Source organism: Ekhidna sp. (assembly GCF_964218185.1).
Lineage (GTDB): Bacteria > Bacteroidota > Bacteroidia > Cytophagales > Cyclobacteriaceae > Ekhidna.
The window spans coordinates 97,918-117,220 of sequence record NZ_CAXPLV010000007.1 but is presented as its reverse complement, the minus strand read 5'-3'; the positions used below and the strand labels follow the sequence as shown (position 1 = coordinate 117,220).

Annotated in this window: 14 protein-coding genes; 6 read left to right on the top strand and 8 right to left on the bottom strand. The window is 40.8% G+C overall.

Going from position 1 to position 19,303, the window contains the following annotated elements; genetic code table 11:
* Window positions 1-191: 191 nt before the first annotated feature.
* A complete protein-coding gene (gene gyrB, locus ACEQZT_RS12035) occupies window positions 192-2,150 on the bottom strand; it encodes a DNA topoisomerase (ATP-hydrolyzing) subunit B (protein WP_370089688.1) in 1,959 nt (652 codons plus the stop codon).
* Between the two features lie 293 nt (window positions 2,151-2,443).
* On the opposite strand from gyrB, the gene ACEQZT_RS12030 reads away from it, so the two are divergent.
* Window positions 2,444-3,241: a DUF2490 domain-containing protein gene (locus ACEQZT_RS12030; RefSeq protein WP_370089687.1), complete on the top strand. Its 798-nt coding sequence runs from the start codon at window positions 2,444-2,446 to the stop codon at window positions 3,239-3,241.
* On the opposite strand, the gene ACEQZT_RS12025 is transcribed toward ACEQZT_RS12030, so the two are convergent.
* Genes ACEQZT_RS12025 through ACEQZT_RS12015 form a run of 3 tightly spaced genes read right to left on the bottom strand, consistent with a single transcriptional unit; the run spans window position 3,238 to window position 6,408 of the window.
* Window positions 3,238-3,606, bottom strand: a complete 369-nt coding sequence (locus tag ACEQZT_RS12025; protein ID WP_370089686.1) for a CoA-binding protein — start codon at window positions 3,604-3,606, stop codon at window positions 3,238-3,240. The two genes, ACEQZT_RS12030 and ACEQZT_RS12025, sit on opposite strands and share 4 nt — an antisense overlap.
* A complete protein-coding gene (locus tag ACEQZT_RS12020; protein WP_370089685.1) occupies window positions 3,606-5,456 on the bottom strand; it encodes a toxin-antitoxin system YwqK family antitoxin in 1,851 nt (616 codons plus the stop codon). The genes ACEQZT_RS12025 and ACEQZT_RS12020 overlap by 1 nt, the downstream gene beginning before the upstream one ends.
* Window positions 5,449-6,408 (bottom strand): tryptophan 2,3-dioxygenase family protein, encoded by a 960-nt coding sequence (locus ACEQZT_RS12015; RefSeq protein ID WP_370089684.1) that lies wholly within the window; start codon window positions 6,406-6,408, stop codon window positions 5,449-5,451. The genes ACEQZT_RS12020 and ACEQZT_RS12015 overlap by 8 nt, the downstream gene beginning before the upstream one ends.
* Window positions 6,409-6,485: 77 nt before the next feature.
* Here ACEQZT_RS12015 and ACEQZT_RS12010 point away from each other — a divergent pair, with 77 nt between their 5' ends.
* Together ACEQZT_RS12010 and ACEQZT_RS12005 are read left to right on the top strand one after the other, a co-directional pair.
* Window positions 6,486-7,682: an acyl-CoA dehydrogenase family protein gene (locus ACEQZT_RS12010; protein WP_370089683.1), complete on the top strand. Its 1,197-nt coding sequence runs from the start codon at window positions 6,486-6,488 to the stop codon at window positions 7,680-7,682.
* Between the two features lie 346 nt (window positions 7,683-8,028).
* Window positions 8,029-8,331: a hypothetical protein gene (locus tag ACEQZT_RS12005; RefSeq protein ID WP_370089682.1), complete on the top strand. Its 303-nt coding sequence runs from the start codon at window positions 8,029-8,031 to the stop codon at window positions 8,329-8,331.
* Window positions 8,332-8,337: 6 nt separating this feature from the next.
* Here ACEQZT_RS12005 and ACEQZT_RS12000 read toward each other — a convergent pair whose 3' ends face one another.
* Complete coding sequence (locus ACEQZT_RS12000; protein WP_370089681.1) at window positions 8,338-9,150, bottom strand: purine-nucleoside phosphorylase; 813 nt, start codon at window positions 9,148-9,150, stop codon at window positions 8,338-8,340.
* A gap of 84 nt (window positions 9,151-9,234) precedes the next feature.
* On the opposite strand from ACEQZT_RS12000, the gene ACEQZT_RS11995 reads away from it, so the two are divergent.
* On the top strand, window positions 9,235-10,413 hold the full coding sequence (locus ACEQZT_RS11995; RefSeq protein ID WP_370089680.1) for an aspartyl protease family protein: 1,179 nt from the start codon (window positions 9,235-9,237) through the stop codon (window positions 10,411-10,413).
* Here the strand turns inward: ACEQZT_RS11995 and ACEQZT_RS11990 are convergent, their stop codons facing one another.
* Window positions 10,414-11,604: an aspartate aminotransferase family protein gene (locus tag ACEQZT_RS11990; protein WP_370089679.1), complete on the bottom strand. Its 1,191-nt coding sequence runs from the start codon at window positions 11,602-11,604 to the stop codon at window positions 10,414-10,416.
* Between the two features lie 136 nt (window positions 11,605-11,740).
* Between ACEQZT_RS11990 and ACEQZT_RS11985 the strand changes: the two genes are divergently transcribed.
* Window positions 11,741-16,033 (top strand): hypothetical protein, encoded by a 4,293-nt coding sequence (locus ACEQZT_RS11985; RefSeq protein WP_370089678.1) that lies wholly within the window; start codon window positions 11,741-11,743, stop codon window positions 16,031-16,033.
* Here the strand turns inward: ACEQZT_RS11985 and ACEQZT_RS11980 are convergent.
* On the bottom strand, window positions 16,030-16,986 hold the full coding sequence (locus ACEQZT_RS11980; RefSeq protein ID WP_370089677.1) for a transketolase family protein: 957 nt from the start codon (window positions 16,984-16,986) through the stop codon (window positions 16,030-16,032). The genes ACEQZT_RS11985 and ACEQZT_RS11980 overlap by 4 nt on opposite strands.
* A 9-nt stretch (window positions 16,987-16,995) precedes the next feature.
* Window positions 16,996-17,847, bottom strand: coding sequence for a transketolase (locus ACEQZT_RS11975; protein WP_370089676.1), 852 nt, complete (start codon window positions 17,845-17,847; stop codon window positions 16,996-16,998).
* Window positions 17,848-17,950: 103 nt separating this feature from the next.
* On the opposite strand from ACEQZT_RS11975, the gene ACEQZT_RS11970 reads away from it, so the two are divergent.
* Window positions 17,951-19,282: a M28 family peptidase gene (locus ACEQZT_RS11970; protein WP_370089675.1), complete on the top strand. Its 1,332-nt coding sequence runs from the start codon at window positions 17,951-17,953 to the stop codon at window positions 19,280-19,282.
* Window positions 19,283-19,303: the final 21 nt, after the last annotated feature.

Here is a 19,303-nt window from a genome sequence, read left to right as displayed (position 1 = left end):
AGTTTAATAATTCACACTCCCCTTGGTTAATAAAGTCGTATATTCAATTCTCAATTAACCTGAAGAGTATGGAAAAAATTTTAGACTTTTTTCTTCTGATCATTTTCGCTTTTGGTTCTGCTATCCTCTTTACGTTTGCTGTAATTTGGAAGTTCATCCAGGCAATGTATCAGATAATTTTATCTAAATAGTTAGACGTCAACCTTAGCGTACTTGGCATTTTTCTCAATGAATTCTCTTCGTGGCGCTACTTCGTCACCCATGAGCATTGAGAATAAGTGATCTGCTTCTGCAGCTGACTCAATAGTTACCTGCTTAAGGCTTCTATGTGCCGGATCCATGGTGGTTGTCCAAAGCTGATCAGGGTTCATTTCTCCAAGACCTTTGTATCTCTGAACGCTTACCGAATCTTCTTTTCCATTAGGAGCTATCTCTTGTACTACCCTTGCTCGATCATCTTCTGACCATGCATACTTTTCTGTTTTCCCCTTCTTGATTAAGTATAGAGGAGGTAAGGCGATATACAGGTATCCCGCTTCAATGAGAGATCTCATGTATCGGAAGAAGAACGTCAAAATCAAGGTACGAATATGGCTTCCATCAATATCCGCATCCGTCATGATGATGATTTTGTGATATCGAAGTTTTTCCATGTTCAGGGCCTTTTCATCTTCTTCTGTTCCGAAGGAAACTCCAAGTGCCGTGATCATATTTTTGATCTCGTCATTGTCATATATTTTGTGCTCCTGTGCTTTTTCAACATTTAGGATTTTACCTCTTAATGGAAGTATAGCCTGAAACTTTCTATCTCTACCTTGTTTAGCTGAACCACCAGCTGAGTCTCCCTCCACGAGGTATAGTTCACATACGGAAGGGTCTTTATCAGAGCAATCAGCCAGCTTCCCTGGAAGGCCAGTTCCTGACAGCACATTCTTACGCTGCACCATCTCACGTGCTTTTCTCGCCGCATGTCTTGCCTGAGCAGCAATAATTACCTTAGACACGATCTGCTTTGCTTCTTTCGGGTGCTCCTCAAGATACTCATTGAGAATTTCACTCACACACGTATCTACTGCGCCCATCACATCAGAGTTTCCAAGCTTGGTCTTTGTTTGACCTTCAAATTGCGGTTCAGCAACTTTGACCGAAATAACGGCTGTCAGTCCTTCTCTGAAGTCATCTCCGGATATTTCCACTTTCACTTTATCCAGAAGACCGGATTTGTCTGCGTAGCTTTTTAGTGTTCGGGTAAGTGCTCTTCTAAATCCGGAAACATGGGTCCCTCCTTCAATGGTGTTGATATTGTTGACATATGAAACCACATTTTCAGAATAGGACGTATTGTAGCTAAGTGCCACCTCAACCGGCACGATACCTTTATCTCCTTCCATGTATATTGGTTCGGGGATTAGGTTTTCTCTCGTTGAATCGAGGTAGGTTACAAATTCTGAAAGGCCACCTTCTGAAAAGAAAGTTTCTTTCGTTGGCTCACCGGACTCATCCAAATCTCTATGATCGATCATATGGATTGTGATGCCTGCGTTGAGAAACGAAAGCTCTCTTAGCCTGGAAGCAATAGTTTCAGAATTGTATTTATTGGCACTGAAAATTTCCATATCTGGCTTGAAATGGATGATGGTACCACTTATATCTGTTGTGCCGATTTCTTTAACAGGAGCCTGTGGTACCCCAATTTTATATTCCTGTTGGAATATTTTGCCTCCTCTGTGAACGGTAGCTACTAGTTTGGAGGAAAGGGCATTCACACAGGAGACACCCACTCCATGAAGTCCTCCTGAAACTTTATAGGTGTCTTTGTCAAACTTACCTCCGGCGTGAAGCACAGTCATCACCACTTCAAGTGCACTTCGGTTTTCCTTCTTGTGGATGTCCGTAGGGATGCCACGTCCATTATCCGTCACTGTAATTGACTCATCTGTATTGATCTCTACTGTGATGGTATCGCAGTGTCCCGCAAGTGCTTCATCAATGGAGTTATCTACTACTTCCCATACCATATGGTGAAGTCCTTTTACTCCAATGTCTCCGATGTACATTGCCGGTCTTTTTCTTACCGCTTCCAGACCCTCTAATACCTGGATATTACTTGCTGAATAATCTCCTTTTTTGATTTCCTTATTTTCTTCCATGTGCAGTGATTAAAAAACGCTTATAAGAGCTAAAATCGATGATTTTTTGATTTGAATAAAATACTCTTCCGCGCCAAGAATGCAGTCATTTTTAAGCTTCCAAAGATACTAAAAATATCCCTTATTTCTGTGGTTTAAATGAGGTGATTTATAGGGACGGTTGGTAGGAGTGAAATAGCTCTGAAAATGTGCTTGAAAGTGGTGATTTGAAGGCCATGAAAATTTATATTTCTTCAAATAAGGAATATTCTCCTTTAAAAAGTTCAATTTTACGCGCACTAACCACTTTGGATATGAATCAGCTTTCTCGTTTCCTCCTTGAAGCGATGTTAATTGGTGTATTTACCGGACTCTTTGCTCAGAATCCCCCACAACCAACAGAAAAGGAAATCAGCACATCAGATGGTGTGTGGCTAGGTTTTTACACTAAGTATCATTTTAATGAAAAATGGGCCTATTATGGCGAGTACCATGTAAGGAAGAAGGATGGTTTTAGTGAAATGGCTCAGATATATCTAAGATTTGGGGCTACTTATACCATAGCAGAATATTTAGATTTTACAGCCGGAGTGGTGCTACCTTTTTATTGGGCTCCCAATCCGGAAGATCCTAATGTAGATGATGTTGTGCCTCAGTATCGTCTTTGGCAGCAGGCAGTACTCGCTACCCCATTTGAGCATATCAAGGTTTTTCATCAACTAAGAACTGAACAACGGTGGAGACGATCCTATGTAAAAGATTCTCCTTTTGAGCTGACGCACCGGTTTAGGTATAAGCTGACGGTTTATGTGCCCTTGAATAAACCAGCATTTGAAAATCATACGCTCTTTGTTGCAGCTTACAATGAAATATTTATCCAGGCAGGGAAGTCGATTGTCTACAATCATTTTGAGGATAACCGGTCATATGTCGGTGTGGGTTATAACCTTAGTGAGCAATTCCAAATTCAGGGTGGATATATGCTGTCCTTTAGGCATGCAGGCTCTCCATTCAAATACGAGCAGCGGCATATATTGAGATTAAGCCTTTATCATCATATGGATCTGCATCTAGGGAGTCACCGAGAAGAGCGTCCTATACCGATCCACTAGAATAAACCGTTTCCCAGCATGACCAATGTGCAGGCATTCAGAACTTCTATGCCTCGCCTCGATGCTTTTTCGGCAAGTGAGCGATTTTCTGAGCCGGGATTGAATATGATTCGTTTCGGATTCAAAGACAGAATGTATTCTTCCCATTCAGCCTGATTTTGAGGGCCAATATACATAGTGATTGTATCAATGGCTTTGATGTCTGGTTTTTCCCTAAGATCAAGAATTGATGTACCAAAAATGTTTCCTTTTTTTATTCCAATTGGCACAATTTCGTGATTGTGCGAAATGAGTCTTTCAGCAGCCAGGTATGCGTATCTAGATGGGTTTGTTGTAGCCCCGAAAATGGCTGTTTTTTTACTCATTATTGCGTTTTGCTTTTGCTCTTCGTGGCAGCAAATCCAATGTTTATTCCGAAGATTATTGGGAAGTGAATGGATGATTTTATATCTCGCTCAAAGTAAGGATCAAGGCGCTCATCCAGCAAAGTTAATTGACTTGGTTTGTAGTCTTTTTTGTAAGATCTGCTTGAAACCCCAACACCGAGGAAAGCGTCGATAGTCAACCCGGAAGAGCCCACATCTTTCATCCAGCGGTTGCCGATAAACAGGCCATAACCGTAATTTGTTTCTATCAGACTCCCTGTCAGAGTAGGTGAGGGGTTTCTAAGTGTGTCTATGTGATTTACTTGATTATTCAGGTATTTGAAATTGACTTCATGACCAAAGTAAAACATGCCAAGCCTGGAGTCTGCATGATAGAATTTTTGTCTGAAGTGGACCTTCACGCCTCGTTTGTATACCGTATAGTCTGGGATCTGATCATCTGAAGTGAAGAATGGAGAGCGAATCAGATTAAGCTGAACCTCATAGCCAAGTCTTTCCTGAATATAATACTCCACAGCAATGGGGAGTTGGTCGTCGAGCAGCCAGAATGGATTTGATCCTATGATAACTCCCCGATACTCGTTCACCCTGGGAAGGAAATATCTTAATCCTCTTTTTTCAGGATGGTAGTTTGGTTTGTCTTGCTGATCTTTTTCCAGTTCATCACTTGAAATGCGGGTTTTGAAAATGGGAGTTTCATTTTCGTAAATAGGGTGATAGGTGCCTGCAGTGGTGCCATCCGGATTGTAGAGCGTCCACTCACCAATACGCCTGTCATCCTTGATTCTACCCTTCATTTTAATGGTACCGTCGGGATAGTAGCCCGTGTATTCTCCTTCGCCATTTTCTAATTGAGCTTGGCCCTCCAGGTGGCCCTGGTCGCTGTAGTAGTACCACGTGCCGGATTTTTCACCTTCTACTATTTGTCCTTTGGATTTTTGATTTCCGCTTGGGTAGTATTCATTAAATTCTCCGTTACCCATTTCATATTGGGCTGCCCCCAGTACCTCACCGGTTGGGTAAAACAGCTTCCAATACCCATCTTTTTGATCATTGACAAGATTGCCCGATTGACTTAGCTCACCATTTTCATGATAATATTTCCATTCGCCATTACGATTACCCTTTATATAAAATCCCGAAGCGGCTAGCTCACCATTTTTGTGATAATATTTCCATACTCCGGTTCTTAGTCCATCATCAAATTCACCTACCGCTTCAACCTCGCCCGTTTCGTAGTAATAGGTCCATTCTCCCTCACTTTTGTCATTGATATTTTCACCTTCCATCCTCCGTGAACCTGACGGATAAAACTCGGTGTACTGACCTTTTCCATTTTCGATAATCGTCTGAGCCTTTATAGATCCATCTTCGAAGAAGTAGTTCCATATACCCACTTTTTGATTTTTATGATACTTCCCGCTGCTCTTTTCGCCATCATTTTCATAGTAGAATTTCCACAGACCTTCTTTGGAATTTCCGACTAACCGGCCTTCAGATTTGATATTACCATTCTCATAATAATATTTCCACTTGCCATTTGGTATCCCTTTCTTAAATCTACCCTCCGCTTTTTTTCTACCATTTTCATAGTAGTAGACCCAAACACTATCGGGATAGTTTTTTTCATACCACCCAAATGTTTTAAGGGAGCCATTGAGGTAGAATGACTCATAGGTTCCATTTAGTGTAGAATCCTTTACCGAATAGTGATATACCTCGCTGACCTTTGAACTGTCCGAATCAAAGAAATTCTTTGCCTGCTTTATCTGTGCACTGGATGCTAGAAAGGCAAAAATCATGGTGATATAGCCACCAAGTTTAAGCATGCGGACTTGCGAATGCGTTTTTGAATTTTTTACCCCACTCTTCCATTTCTTCTATTGTCCACAGTTCCGGATAAAAAATAATTCTCTGTCTTCTGGGAGGTAGATATTTTTGCCAGTTAGTTCCCCCAGATGCTTTAATAACCTCTGGATCTCGCTGCAAGTAGCGGGTGGCAGATTTGAGGTGCTGTAGTGGCCAATCAACATTGGCTTTTTGATCCAGCTTTTTCAATTCTACAATTATTTCTTCATTGCCCTGATAGTGCTGATGGTACTTCTTTAGCAGGTTGCAGTCTTTTACTTTTTCAGCCAGCTCTATAAACGCTTTGCTGTACTTCGCTTCGAATTGCTTCAGCGTGAGTGTCTTATTTCCTGTAGCGAGCTCAGTCGCTCCAGCTTTCCAATACAGAGATTCATAGAGAATCGAAAGGTCTGAGTCTTTATCTAACTCTTCACGCTTATCCTTATTTACAAGGTTGAAAAAATTAGTGGAGTAGATTTCCAGCATTCTATATTGTGCAGACTGAAATCCACTGGCAGGAAGAAGGGCCATCCTAAAAGCAAGAAACTGATCCTGATCCATCCCGTCCGTCATTACATCAAAGGAATCAATTAGGTGATCCAGATATCGATTTATCCGCTTGAGTCGTTTCACGAATGTAGCCTCCCCAATTGGATCGGTGAATACAGCCTGCTCCATTTCATTGAGGATCATTCGGAAGTAGAGTTCCGTCACCTGATGGTATAGGATAAAAATTTTCTCATCAGGGATAGCAGTCCTTGGGGACTGCAAGCTGAGCAAAGTGTCTAGGTGAATGTAGTCCCAGTAAGTCAGGTAGTCGGAATAAAGTAAACCATCTAAATAGCTGGAAAGATCCTGCCCCATAGCCCCATATTTCTCCTCCAGTTTGGTGAGTTGGTTTAGAATATTTTCATCGAACTTCTTTTCGCTCATCGTTGTGTAGTAGTTGTATTTTAAGGTTGTAAATTTGGCCAAAATTTTAACAACAGAACACAAACCCACACCTTCTGATGAGTGCAGAAAAGCGAAATTTTGTAGATGAATTTGAATCACCGGACTTTTATGCGTTGGACGACTTGCTTACTGATGAGCATAAGCTGATTCGATCCTCCGTTAGAGATTTTGTTAAAAAAGAAATTACTCCATTCATCGAAGGATGGGCTGAAAAGAATCATTTCCCATATGAGATAGTGAAGAAATTCGGAGAAGTTGGTGCTTTTGGACCAACGGTACCAGCCGAGTATGGTGGGGGAGGATTAGACTATATATCCTATGGTCTAATCATGCAGGAAATTGAGCGTGGTGATTCAGGAATGAGATCTACAGCTTCTGTACAGGGCTCGCTCGTGATGTATCCGATCTATGCGTATGGCTCTGAGGAGCAAAAGAAAAAGTACCTTCCAAAGTTGGCTTCAGGTGAAATGCTTGGATGCTTCGGTCTTACTGAGCCAAACCACGGGTCAAATCCAAGTGGCATGGAGACACACTTCAAGGATATGGGTGATTACTACTTGCTAAATGGAGCTAAAATGTGGATTTCCAACTCACCCAAAGCGGATATTGCAGTTGTTTGGGCGAAAAATGAGGAAGGAAGAATTCACGGCTTGATTGTGGAGAGGGGTATGGAAGGGTTCACTACTCCTGAGACACATGGTAAGTGGTCGCTGAGAGCGTCCTGTACGGGTGAGCTTGTATTTAGCGATGTGAAAGTTCCGAAAGAGAATTTACTTCCTGGTAAAAATGGATTGGGAGCACCGATGGGTTGCCTGGATAAAGCTCGCTATGGAATTGCCTGGGGTGCGATAGGTGCTGCAATGGACTGCTACGATTCGGCACGTAGATATTCGCTAGAGCGTGAGCAGTTTGGAAAGCCAATTGGCTCATTCCAATTGACTCAGAAAAAACTCTCTGAAATGCTGACTGAGATCACCAAGGCACAGTTACTCAACTGGAAGCTCGGTAAAATGATGGACGAAGGGAAAGCCTCTACCTCACAGATATCCATGGCTAAAAGAAACAGTGTAGAAGTGGCACTTAATATTGCCAGAGAAGCAAGACAGATCCATGGTGGTATGGGAATTACCGGAGAATACCCAATGATGCGTCATATGATGAATTTAGAATCGGTGGTGACCTATGAAGGTACTCACGATATTCATCTATTAATTTTGGGAGCTGAGATTACCGGTATCCCAGCATTTAAATAACCATAAGGTTTAATTCAATTAAAAGCTGCTCGGGAGGGCAGCTTTTTTATTTTATGCAAAAAAAGAGGTCCGATCTTCAATCGGAGAGACGAAAACCGGACCAAACCAACTATCCTTAAGATAGATTTTAAGATGCTCCTACATCAATATCATTTTTAACTCTGGTACGAGTTACAAACTTTCCGGTAAATCCAAATCATCAAGTCATAGCTTTTTTTGAAAAATACCCAGAATAGGGTAGCGTTATTAGTGATTTATTATCAAGTGATAAAATAAATACCACTTTTTAGGGATTTACAATGATGATTGCATACCCTAGATTAGCTCTTGAATTCGTCTACTTTTAATGAAGTTTACTACCACCATACTTATCACCATAACTATGCTTTCTTGCGGGAGCAGATTTAAGATTCATCATGTCATGAAGAATCGTCAGGTTATCAAACAAACCGAACAATTTCAATTTGATCTGGATGAAAAATGGCCATTCCCTGAGGCTATTGAAAATGGAGACCCACTGCTATCTGAGCTATTCGAACTGGAGGCTGGTGATGAGGCTAGCAGTCCTGAAGGCACTGTTAAGATCAAAGTGACACCTTCTTCTACTTTTTTACCGCTCGTCTCACCATCCAAATTCTCCATTTTTTGAGATTAATTAGGTCGTTTTCATCAACTCCTTGAGCAAGACAACCAGATCCTTTTCTGCAACTTTTGCTGTAGCGATAATATCTTCAATGTCGATTGGTTCCAGATTTTCCGGATCGCAATAGTCAGTCAGTACAGAAATAGCAGAAACCGGAAGCCCCATCTGATTGGCGGCTATCACCTCCGGCACTGTACTCATCCCAACCACATCAGCTCCGATCATACGAAGAAATCGATATTCAGCTTTTGTCTCTAAACTAGGCCCAACAACAGCTACATAGACGCCTCTATTGAGTTTGATGCCTTTATCTGCAGCTATTGAGATTAGTTTACTATTTATATCCTTATCGTATGGATTACTCATATCCGTGAATATCTGACCAAAGGCAGTTGCTTCATGACCTCTGAGAGGATTGTCTGGTTGGAGGTTGATGTGATCCTCGATTAACATTAATTCTCCCTTGTTCCAATCCAAATTCATGCATCCACCTGCGTTCGAAATGATGAGCTTTTTAATGCCAAGCATCTGCATCACCCTAACGGGGAATACAACCTGATCCATGCTGTGACCCTCATAATAATGAAATCTTCCTTGCATGGCCACCACTGTTTTTCCTTCCAGCTTACCATAGATGAGTTTTCCTTTATGGAACTCTACGGTGGCAATAGGGAAGTGGGGGATATTAGAGTAAACAAATTCTTTTTCAACCTCAATCTCATCTGCAAGCGCACCTAGCCCTGTTCCCAAAATGATTCCAACTTCAGGATTATCAAACCCCTTTTCCTTTAAGAACTTTACAGCGGCACTTACCTTTTCAATCATTTGCATATCGTATATCTTCTATTGTCGATCTATTTACTTAGAAATTTCTAAATTGACCCTGAAATTAATTAGCGTCTAACTTACATGAAAAACTTTATTTGCTGCCTCTTACTTGCCATTGGCTTTTTGAGCTTTTCTCAAGATCCTATCACCTCCACCAAAATGGAGCTTTATGGGGATCACATTTTTATTCATTTGAGTGTGGACGGGTCGGGTCCACTAGATTTCATTTTTGATACCGGGGATGGTCTTCCAGTCATAGATTTGGATGTTGCCAATGAGCTCGGGTTGGACTTGAATCATTCTTCTTCTAAAACCAGTGCTCAGGGGGCAATCAAGGGTGCTTTGATCGATCACAATACAATAGAGCTCAATGGAATAGAACTGGAGAAGGATATCCAACTGTATGCTACCAGTCTTAGACATTTGGAAATGAGTATAGGGAGAAATATTGATGGAATTATTGGGTATGATTTACTCCATCATTATGTGGTAAGGTTAGATTATGATCGCGGAATGTTTGATTTGTTTGATCAGACTACCTACACGCATGATGGGCTAGGGGAGAGCTTTCAATTTAAACTTGACAACTACATTCCGCACATTTCGGGTGAGGTGACCCTAAATGATGGAGAGATTTTGAAAGGGGAGTTTTTTCTAAATACTGGAGCGGGCACCACATTGGATTTTAATACAAAGTATGCAGCAAAGAATAAGATCATCAACCGAACAGGTGATCACTTCTCTTATCCGGTTGCCGGAATTAGCAGCCAGGAGACTACTCATTATGAGGGAAGAGTAAAAAACTTCGGGTTTGGAACATTTGATTTTTCAGACATGCCGATAGGTATAAGCACCGCAAAGCACGGAATTCAGAACAATAAAAAAGTAGCAGGAATCCTTGGAAACAAAGTGCTCAAAAAATTTAATATCACATTTGATTACTCTCGAGAGAAGATTCATTTCATTCGAAACAGGAACTTTGCTGAGGCTTTTAAGGTGAATGCAAGTGGGGTATATCTCCAACTGAGCGAGGATATGAGTAAAGTATTAGTTCACCGTGTGTATGACAATAGCCCGGCTCAAGGTGCTGGGATCAATGAAAATGATGAGATCGTGAAGGTAAATGGTCTTGACATTAACGAATACTCCCTTCCACAACTAAGAGACATTTTAGAAAAAACTAAATCATCCGTTGATTTGGTGATACTGCAGGGTGGAGAAGAGAAAGAAATAACTTTGGATTTGGAAGAGCTTATTTAACTAAGAAACAACTTCTTTGATAGCCTGCAAGATGATCTCGCAGGCTTTTTTTATTTCATCCTCTGTAATGATTAGCGGTGGGGCTATTCGCATGGATTTGTCATTGAAAAGAAACCAATCAGTAACGACACCAAGTGCGATCGCTTTATCTATGATTGGCTTAAGGACATCATAAGATTCAAACTCTACAGCCATCATCAATCCCTTATTTCGAATATCCATGATGGCTGGATGCTTTAAATATTCTAGAAATAAATTGGCTTTTGTCTCAATCCCTTCAAGCAAGTTTTCCTGCAAAATGGTTTCCAGAGTGGCCAAAGAAGCAGCGGATGAAACAGGGTGCCCTCCGAAGGTGGAGATGTGTCCCAGCACTGGATTCTCGGTGAAGACGGCCATCGTATTTTTATTGGATATGAAGCAGCCAATTGGCATTCCTCCGCCCATTCCTTTAGCGCTAACCAATACGTCTGGTTCAATTCCATAATGCTCAAATGCCCAAAACTTTCCAGTGCGCCCAAACCCGCACTGTATTTCATCTAAAATCAATAGTGTGCCGGTTTCATCACATCGTTTTCTTACCTCGCTCCAGTACTCTTGATTAGCATGTCTTACACCTGCCTCTCCCTGAACGGTCTCCACTACAAATGCAGCTGTAGACTCACTTATCATTTCCAGTTCAGACACATTTCCAAAATTGATGTGGGAGATGCCGGGGATGAGCGGGCGATAATTTCTTTTGAAAGACTCGCTACCGGTAAGAGATAGAGCTCCATGTGATGAGCCATGGTAGGCATTGTGGCAAGCCACTATTTCCCGCCGACCGGTGTATCTTTTGGCAAGTTTCATAGCACCTTCAATAGCCTCACTGCCTGAGTTGACGAGATATACCGAGTCCAACTTTTTTGGAAGTGTGCGGGTTAAGGCTTCAGCCAATTTTACCTGCGGACTTTGGACAAACTCTCCATAAACCATAACATGGAGATGTTTATCCACCTGATCTTTGATAGCTTCTACCACTCTTGGATGCCTGTGTCCTACGTTTGATACACCAATACCTGAGATTAAATCGATGTATTGCTTCCCATCCACATCAGTCATGTATATACCCTCTGCAGATGTCATTTCCAACATCAGGGGAGCGTCAGATGTTTGTGCCAGGTGATTTAGAAAAAGCTGTCTTTGTGAAGGCATGCTGCAAAGATGCAAAACGATAGTTATTAAACTATTCCATCCAGGACTTTGATTATTCGAAGAATATAAAAACCTATCTTTTAGTTATGTTCGATATTGGCTATCTTACCATTACTCACTAATCTAACTAACCACCATGACCTTCTCACTCCCTAAATTGGGTAGGAGGAATACCGTGCTATTCACCACCCTACTACTCATTCTGGCATCTTTTGCGTATTACTTTCTTGTATATGTAAAAACCAATGAATCTATATTTATTGATCGTGCTTACCGCGTGCTGGAGCGAAAGGCTACCAATATTGAAAACAAGCATGCTGGGTACAAAAGCTACCTGACATTTGTCTTCAACTCGGTGAAGGATGAACTAGCCAATGTTATTTCAGCTGGGAGCAGTGATCAGGAGAAAATCAAAGATCTTAATGATAAGATCAATGCATTGTACAATGATATTGATCGAAGGTATGCAGCGGAAAGTCTGGAGAAAAGTGATTACCAATTTATTGATGAGTCATACGAGAAAATCGATCGCTATCAGCAAAGCATCAACCAAATTACCAAAGGGCTCGACAGCAGAGTCCGGATTAAGATCAGAGACATATTAGAGGATGCCACCCCGGAAAATGTGGTGCTAGACTACTTTTTAAAAGGAGAGATAAGTTATGATAGGTATTCGTATGATATCGATGGTTTTGTTTGGAATCTGGAGACGCCCGATACTGCTTATGTAAGTTTCAGCGAGGGGGCAGATTCGTTTGTTTCTTCACTTCTCACTAATGGACTTTTTGATCAATATGCCCTATTGAAGGAAGTGAATACCTATGGAGAAACCAATAGCATAGACTACTCCATGGTTTATCAAACTTTTGAAAATGGGATAGATCTGGAGTCCATAGGTCCCAAACTACAACATAGCGTTGTGAATATGACCAAGAGTGACTCTGTGTATCTGGCCATGGGGCCTAAAATGGTCAAACCCGTCAATGTCAACCTGTTTAATAATGAATACATGCTGCTGTTCCACAGATTGGAGATTGAAGAACAGGTGTACTATCTGGGAGGTTTTGTTCAAACATCAGTTTTTAAAAAAGAGTCTCAAAAGGTTGAAGTTTTTCTACTGGTTATTTCCATTCTTCTGATTTTGTTGCTTCTCATTTCTATGCCGGTTTTGAAACTGGTATACATGAGCTCCATCGAGCGTTTGCACATAAGCAATGTGGTTATGACAGGAGGGTCAATGATCTTAGGAATCCCGATGGTCCTGCTTATTATCTTCAGTATTTATGAGTTTGTGGTAAAAGGCAACACCGAAATTGACGCCAATCTCAGGGATTTGTCTGACGAAATTGAAACCAATTTCAAAAATGAGATTGGTACGATGATTACCAAACTCAATGAATTTGACAGGCAGGTGAGTGCCAATATGGACAATCTGGCCAGTATAGATTTCGCACCATATACGGAATTTAACCACATCTTCTGGATCGATGAGAAAGGAGTGGTGAAGGCTAATATGCAACACACACTCCTCAATTTGGTGACATCTGAAATAGAGGTAGCAGCTCGCGAGTATTTCCAGCGAATTGTCCATGACAAGATGTGGAAGTTTAGTACCGACTCTGTCAATTTTGACTTCTACCTGGAGTCGATCGTTTCCTGGAATGACTTTACAAATGAAGCGGCAGTTTCTATCCCATCCAGACTTAAAAATTCTAGCCAGTTAAATGATAAGTACCCGGTAGCGGTGATGACAAGTCAGTTGCGTTCTGTCATGGATCCGATCATGCAGGAGGGATATAGCTTTGCCATAATAGATCAGCAAGGCTTGGTCAAATTTCATAGTGACAGAGAGCGAATCTTGCAGGAAAATTTCCTGGAAGAGACCGGAAATTCTGCAGATATACGCTCAGCCATATACGCCAGGATGTCGATGGACACTGATATTAAATACCATAATATCAACCACCGTGCGTTTATCCAGCCGATCAATTCCATGCCCCTATATCTGGTTACGTTTTACAACAATGAATACCGCAATGCTAAAATCCAGGGAGTAGCAAGCTTATCAATCATTCTCCTTTTTGGAACCTTTGTTTTTGTATGTTTAATGATATTCGTTTTATGGATAATACAGCGTAGACGATCAAAACTTGCCATTAGCAGCTTTCTTTTTCATTGGATCAAACCCGATGAAGGAAAGCATCTTGAGTATCAATTCTTGTCACTACTATTTCTATTTATCGGAGCGAGTATGCTCCTAATGATTTCCAGTAGGAATATCACAGAGCAAGATATTTTGTTCACGTTCATTATTTCTAATGCGTACCTTTTTTTGATTAGCTTCACCTGGTTGGCACCTAAGCAAACCATGCGCTATACCGAACGACCGTATGAGCGCAGAAACTTTAATGCGGTATTTATCTCGTTCATTATTATCGCCGACATTACCTATTATCCACTTTCTGATAGCCCCACATGGTGGATTGTTTATCAGTTACTTTTAACAGCACTTGTCCTGTTCAGTAGAAATTTTGAAAAATGGATTCGATGGACCCAAGCCAAGTTGCCCAATAAGTTTGTTGTTCAGACAATTTTTAAGAAAAATTCCTACAACCTGTTTTTGTTTAGCTGGCTGCTCATCAGCAGTGTATTGCCTATTTTCTTCATTTTCATGGTTTCACACAATGAAGAGGAAATCATTTGGCAGAAGTACAATCAAATGAAAATAGCTGAGCAGTATGAGGAAAAGGTAAGAAGTCTGGATCACCGCACCAAGGCTCTGAAAAATGTAGATACCCTACGTACACATTTCTTTGATCAGAAGCTGCATGGGGCTATTTATTTACTGAATACTTCAATGTCTCTTAATGCGACAGACACACTTAAGAATTGTTTAAGGACCAATGCAAAAGCGGATTATTTATTGAGTAAGATACGACCTCATTATAATGATCTGATCATTGAAAGCAAGGGCTTGGCTTTTGATGTTTCCAATGAGAAGAATAGAAAATGGCGACTTTCTCGGGAAAACGGTAAATCTCAAATTCAGCTGTCCTATTCAGAAATAGAAGGTCCGGCTACAAGGAAGCAAAACAGCCAGCTCACCATTACTACTGATCTTAACTTGCTTTTGTTTGGTCAGCAGAGGAATCAGAATGAGGAGGTTCTGGCGCATCATAAATGGACATTTAGGCTAGTGATTGTCTTGATATTGATTATTGTTTATGCGCTGATAGACTACTGTACCAACAAGATTTATGGTAGGGAGTATAATAATTTCAAGAACACCTTACCACTTACTGTAGAGAATTTTAGAAAAATTTCGATTGGAGATGACACCATCACTCATCACAAGCAGCGTCAAATTTTTCTCCTTGGTTTGCCCAAATCCAATAAGAGTAATTTGATAAAATCCATTGAAGGAAACCTGCTTCAAGTTGATATGATGTGGGTTAATGTTGAGGATAAATGGAACGAGATTATGGATGCAGACCTCAATAAATATGATGGGGTGGTTTTAGAAAATTTTGAATACGGTGTGAGCTCTCATAAGGCCAATGTGATGCGTCTTCAAATGCTTGAAAAACTCACATGCAATCATTCCATCCAGTTGGTTATCTCATCAAATGTACATCCTAGTTTCATCACAGACTTTTATGAAAATAAGTTAAAAAACTGCGAAGCTGATGATAAGCTGAAAGAAGAATATGAACATTCGCTGGAGACATGGAGACACGTGCTCGGCGGTTTTATAGTGGTACATAATCCAATCAAGGAGAATCAAAAAATCAATTCATACCTTAAATCTTCCTGGATTGAAAGCGAAGTATTCAAGCAGCTATTTAGGCTGGAGCTTAATAAGGGCAGCTTCCTTCCAAACCTTCTGCCTGGCATCAAGGATTACTTTGTAAAACTTAAAAAGAATGCAGGCGGTGATGAGTCTAAAATTGACAAAGAAGATATCATTTTAAGAATCCAACTACTGGCAGAAAGTTACTATCTAGGGCTATGGAATACGCTTTCAAAGGAAGAGAAGTACATTATTTATGATCTTGCTAAGGATCGTTTTGTAAACATCAATAACAAGAATGGAATCAGAAGCTTACTCGAAAAGGGCTTGCTTATCTATGATAATGAACTCAGAATCATGAATGAGAGCTTTACCAATTTCGTGCTTTCGATTATCAAAAAAGAAGAGGCATTGAAAATGGAGAAGGAGGTAAGAGATAAGGGTGCATGGAGCACCATCAGCTCTGTTTTGGTTTTGGCTGTGGTAGGAATTCTAACCTTCTTGTTCTTAGGAAATCCAGACTTTTTTCAAGATTTCAATGCGCTGATCAGTGTTTTAATTGCAATTGCCGGAGTAGTTCCCCGATTAGGTGGGCTATTTAGTTTTAGCAAAGCACCTTCTGCTGGTAATGGTGCCTAGCTTTTTCTGGCAATTGCTTTTTTTGCCTTTTCAACGATATCGTTTACCCCAAGACCATATTTATCCAAGAGTTCTTCGGGCTTGCCACTCTCACCAAATTGGTCGTTGACAGCTACAAATTCCTGAGGTACCAAATGATTTCTCACGATCGTCTGAGCAATACTTTCACCCAAACCTCCGGCAATTTGATGCTCCTCGGCAGATACAGCGCATCCAGTTTTAGCAATTGATTTCAGAATGGCTTCTTCATCAAGAGGCTTTATGGTGTGAATGTTAATAATCTCCGCCGAAATTCCTTGCTCGGCAAGCACTGCTTCAGCTTCTATAGCTTTCCATACCATATGGCCTGTTGCAAAAATCGAAACATCTGCTCCTTCAATAAGATTAATTGCTTTACCTATCTCGAACGGTTGATCTTGCATAAACATTGGCCAACCAGGTCTGCCGAAACGTAGATATACGGGTCCATGATGATCGGCTATTGCCATTGTAGCGGCTTTAGTCTGGTGATAATCACAAGGATTGATAACCGTGAAATTTGGCAGCATCTTAGTCATGCCCAGGTCTTCAAGCACCTGATGCGTTGCACCATCTTCACCAAGAGTGAGTCCGGCGTGGGATGCACAGATTTTTACATTTTTCTCAGAGTATGCAATTGATTGTCGGAGTTGATCATACACTCTGCTAGTAGAGAAATTGGCAAAAGTTCCTGTAAATGGAATCTTTCCTGCGATTGCCAATCCTGCAGCAATTCCCATCATATTTGCTTCAGCAATTCCTACCTGAAAAAAACGTTCAGGAAATTCTTTTTGAAAAGCGTTCATTTTGAGCGATCCGGTCAGGTCAGCACATAACCCAACTACCTTTGGATTTTTTCTAGCTGCTTCTAATAGCCCATCACCAAATCCTGATCTTGTATCCTTCTTTTCTGTATAGATAATTTTCGTCTTCATTTCGATGGTTTAGTAGTCTCCAAGTGTTTCTTCAAGTTGGCTTAGTGCATCAGCTAGTTGCTCGTCATTAGGAGCTACTCCGTGCCATTTGTGTGTGCCTTCCATAAAGTCCACACCTTTTCCCATCACAGTTTTCATTAAAATCATAATTGGCTTCCCAGCCCCTGATTTAGACCGTGCATTTTCAAGGGTATTGATCAATTCTTCCAGATTGTTGCCATCACACTCAAGCACCAACCAACCAAATGACTCGTACTTAGCTCGGATATCACCAAGATTATTTACTTCAGTTAGTGGACCATCAATTTGCTGACCATTATAGTCAATAGTTGCTATTAGGTTGTCTACCTTATTATGAGCTGCAAACATTGCCGCCTCCCATACCTGTCCCTCTTGTTGTTCACCATCACCCATCAGCACGAATACATTCCTGTCATCCTCGTCCAGCTTTTTAGCAAGGGCAACTCCCACGGCAGCAGACAGTCCTTGACCAAGAGAGCCTGACGCAATTCTGACACCTTCAAGTCCTTCTTCTGTAGCTGGGTGTCCCTGTAGTCTCGATCCTATCTTTCTAAATGTTGCTAACTCGGATACATCGAAGAATCCTGCATGTGCCAGGGTGCTATAAAAAACCGGTGAGATATGTCCGTTTGATAGGAAGAATACATCTTCATTTTTTCCTTCCATGTTAAAAGAAGGATCGTATTTCATGATATGATTATAGAGAGCAACGAAATACTCAGTGCATCCAAGCGATCCTCCGGGATGACCTGAATTTACGTCATGAACCATTCTAACGATATCACGACGTACTTGCGAACAAATTTTTTGAAGATTATCTAGGTTGGGTGGTTTTGACATTGATGACTGATTTTTCAAGGAGGCAAATCTAATCAATCAGAAAAATTGATTGACCTTATGCAAGTCGTAAATGTTATTTTAACTTGTTGACAAATATTTTACTATGAGATTATTTAGTTTCTTATTCACTTTTATCACCACCATTACTTTAATTGCCCAATCTCCTTATGAAATTATTGATGATGTAAGTAAGGAAAGAATAGAACATGACATCAATACTCTTGTTTCATTCGGTACTCGTCATACTATGTCAGAAACTGAGTCTGATACCCGCGGTATAGGAGCTGCAAGAAGATGGATAAAGGCTGAATTTGAAAAAATATCTGAGGAATGTGGCGGGTGCTACGAAGTATCCATGCAGCGAACATTAGAAAAAGGAAATGCAAAGACTCGTATTACAAAAGATACTGAAATAGTAAATGTCTTAGCAATTAAGCGTGGCACAAAATATCCCAATAGATATGTGATCATGGCAGGAGACATTGATAATCGAATTTCCGACCCGCTCAATTATACTGACGATTCTCCTGGAGCTAACGACAATGCATCTGGAATGGCAGGGGTTATTGAAACAGCAAGAGTACTAGCGAAATACGATTTTGAAAGTAGCATTCTTTTGGTGGGATTATCTGGGGAAGAGCAAGGGTTGTACGGAGGTAAGCATCTTGCGGCAAAAGCAGTTGAAGAAGGATGGGATATTATTGGCGTTCTGAACAATGATATGATTGGAAATATTGAAGGAGTAGATGGAGTGATTGACAATCGCACTTTCCGAATCTTTTCCGAGCCAACAAACCCTAAAGACACTGATTTTCAGCAAAGGATGAGAAGGTATTACGGAGGTGAAGTGGATGGAATTTCACGTCAACTGGCAAGGTACGTTTACACCACGACCAAGAAATATATGCCGGAAATGAATCCAATGATGATTTACCGATTGGACCGTTTTGGCAGAGGTGGACACCATCGTCCATTTTGTGATGAAGGATTTGCTGGGGTAAGAATCATGGAAGCTCATGAGAATTACAATAGACAGCACCAGGATTTAAGAACCGAAGATGGAATTAAGTATGGAGATGTTATAGAGGGCGTGAATTTTGAATATGCGGCGAAACTAACATCTGTAAATGCAATCACCCTTGCTTCTTTGGCATCCGCACCACCTCAACCAAAAAATGTAGCAATAAGTGGTGCTGTACAGCCTTCAACCACACTTTATTGGGATGCAATTGAAGATGAGAATCTAGCGGGTTATAAGGTCTATTTTAGAGACACTACCTCGCCAACCTGGGATTATTCTTATACAGTAGATAAGGATAAAACTGAATTTACACTACAGGGAATCGTGATAGATAACTACTTTTTCGGAGTTTCCTCTATCGGAACAAATGGAAACGAAAGTCTTGTAGTTTTTCCCTCTGAGGTCAAGCGATAGTAAAAAATCATCTAATATTTG